Genomic DNA, 2103 nt, shown 5'->3' with positions numbered 1-2103 from the left:
CTACGAATAGGAGTAGTCGCTTAATGTTTTCATCTTGCAAAGCCTGAGAAATATTTAATTGAGAAATTGATTCTAAATGTTGTAGATAAATATCTTCATATCTTCGGACAATTTCTGGATCGCTTTCAAAACCTTTAATCAATTCATACATATCTTTAGCTTTCTGAGCATGGGCTGTTAGTTGCTCCAAGTCTTCCTGTAAACCTAGTTTTTGTTGTACAGCAGTTACAATATTTGTCTGTACTTTACTTAATGGATTATCTGCTCTCAAAAACTCAAGCTTACCTAGTTCCCAGATTTCCTTGTTTAGCTCAAGGTTTCTACCCTGACCTAAATGTATAGTTGCCACTTGTACAGAATCCTCCTGAATTAAACGTATCTTCCCCTTTTTATTTGGTAGAAGTACGCCCCATTTTGACGAAGACTTTAATGCTACTATTTTGGTTTTAGATAACAACTGAAATGTCTGTCTCTTTTTTTCAAAAATCCTTTCGTGCCAGGAAACTATCAATATTGTAATTGCCAGCAATATTGTACTGAAGTTCTCTATAAAAAGAGGGTGAAATTGCTGTTGAATTTGATGATAAATTTGATACGCAGGTGCATCTTCAATCTTGGTCATTCCACAATCAAAGCAAGGCATAATTTTTATATAAAATATTCAAGATTTTGCGTGTCAAAACATTTGACTTGTACAACCGATAATTAGATCCTGGCGGACAAATCTCTAGCTACGTCCATCAACACTTTGGTGGGTAGTTTACACCTACAAAAGCTATCTTCGAGCCAGTAGATTAATAACGTTTGCAAGCAGCTTGCTCAGGCTTACTCTGACATAAGGCGCGGTATGAAGAATCCTGCTCATAACTATGTAGAGCGGCAAGGAGGTATGGTCCCACAGTGACTAATAGAATCGCCGCCAGCTTGGAGCGCCGCCATACCGCCATGAACAGCCGACAAAACAGGGTAAGTAGGCTAAATACAATCAGTGCATTAAAGAGGTTAAGGTTTTGAGAATCGCGGTCATTCATACTTTTTCTCCTTTTGGGTTTAATTCTACCGACCTAGCATTGTTTTGAAGATGGGGTCAGGTTCCACTCGCCACTTTGAGCGGTCATCACTGGAAGCTTTGAGCGCAAACTTAGAATTGTTACGAATCGACTGAATTTGAGCAGGATTGGCAATGTTGGCTGGAGTAAACTGTTTACGCTGATAAAGCAAGTCGTCAATGGTGATTTGGCGAGTTCGTCCCTGTCTGTATGAGCGCACTGCTGCTAGGTAGACTGCTTTGCCAATCTCGTCGGGTGTGCATTCCCCGTACTCAGAAATCAGGATTTTCCAATCGCGATCACTCCAGTTGGGAATCGCCCCACAATACTTCAATAAATGGATACCAAAAATATCATGACGCGCTCCTTCATGGGGTAAATCTACAAAGATAGTGCGGTCAAATCTTCTTTTCAGTTCTGGGGGAATTTGATTGATTCGGTTTAAGGTAACTATTGTGTAAACGGGAGGAGTGCGGTCTTGCAGCCAAGTGAGCAACATACCTGCTAGTTTCTTCTCTTCCCCAGTGTCTTTAGATAAATCTGCGGAGGCAAACGCTTTATCGTAATCGTCCCAAAATAACAAGCAAGGCGCGGATGCCTCCGCAGACTGCAATAGCGCCTTTAGATTCGCTACACTTTCACCAGGGACAGGCGAGATTAACCCTGCCCAATCCGCACAGAGTAAAGGTAAACCTAAACGAGAGGCAGCACTTTTGGCAAACAGACTTTTACCCGTTCCTGGTGGGCCAATCAGAATCGTTCCTCTAGGAAATTGTAAACCTGCAATTTCTGCTTCAGGCTTGAGTAAATCTGTAATTTCTGCCAAGATGCCATCGAGAACATCTAGTCCCGCCGCATGACAATCAGGCTGAGGAACTACAGTAATTCCACGCCCTTGCAGCTTCCGAATCTTATAATCCGCGATTGCTGATGCTAATCCTTCACCCTGGAAACTTGCATACATTTGGAGTACATTATTTAACTCTCCAATATAAAGCCCTAAAGCAGCACGATAAACGGCATCGCAATAGACATTCTTCTGCTTGAGAAAGTT

3 protein-coding genes are annotated in these 2103 nt (G+C 41.8%); all 3 read right to left on the bottom strand.

The window, feature by feature from the left end; genetic code table 11:
• Positions 1-643: hypothetical protein (locus tag C7B70_RS25770; RefSeq protein WP_146134192.1), on the bottom strand; the 643-nt coding region annotated here is incomplete at its 3' end.
• Between the two features lie 151 nt (positions 644-794).
• Positions 795-1031: a hypothetical protein gene (locus tag C7B70_RS25765; protein WP_106371690.1), complete on the bottom strand. Its 237-nt coding sequence runs from the start codon at positions 1029-1031 to the stop codon at positions 795-797.
• A gap of 25 nt (positions 1032-1056) precedes the next feature.
• A partial coding sequence (locus tag C7B70_RS25760) for an ATP-binding protein (RefSeq protein ID WP_106371689.1) occupies positions 1057-2103 on the bottom strand: 1047 nt, incomplete at its 5' end.

This window comes from Chlorogloea sp. CCALA 695 (genome assembly GCF_003003885.1).
GTDB lineage: Bacteria > Cyanobacteriota > Cyanobacteriia > Cyanobacteriales > Chroococcidiopsidaceae > Aliterella.
The sequence above is the reverse complement of the archived record's forward strand: the minus strand, read 5'-3'. Positions and strand labels throughout refer to the sequence as shown.

Coding starts and splice junctions, on each gene's coding strand:
- C7B70_RS25765 (WP_106371690.1), bottom strand. CDS start 1,031: ATGAATGACCGCGATTCTCAAAACCTTAACCTCTTTAATGCACTGATT.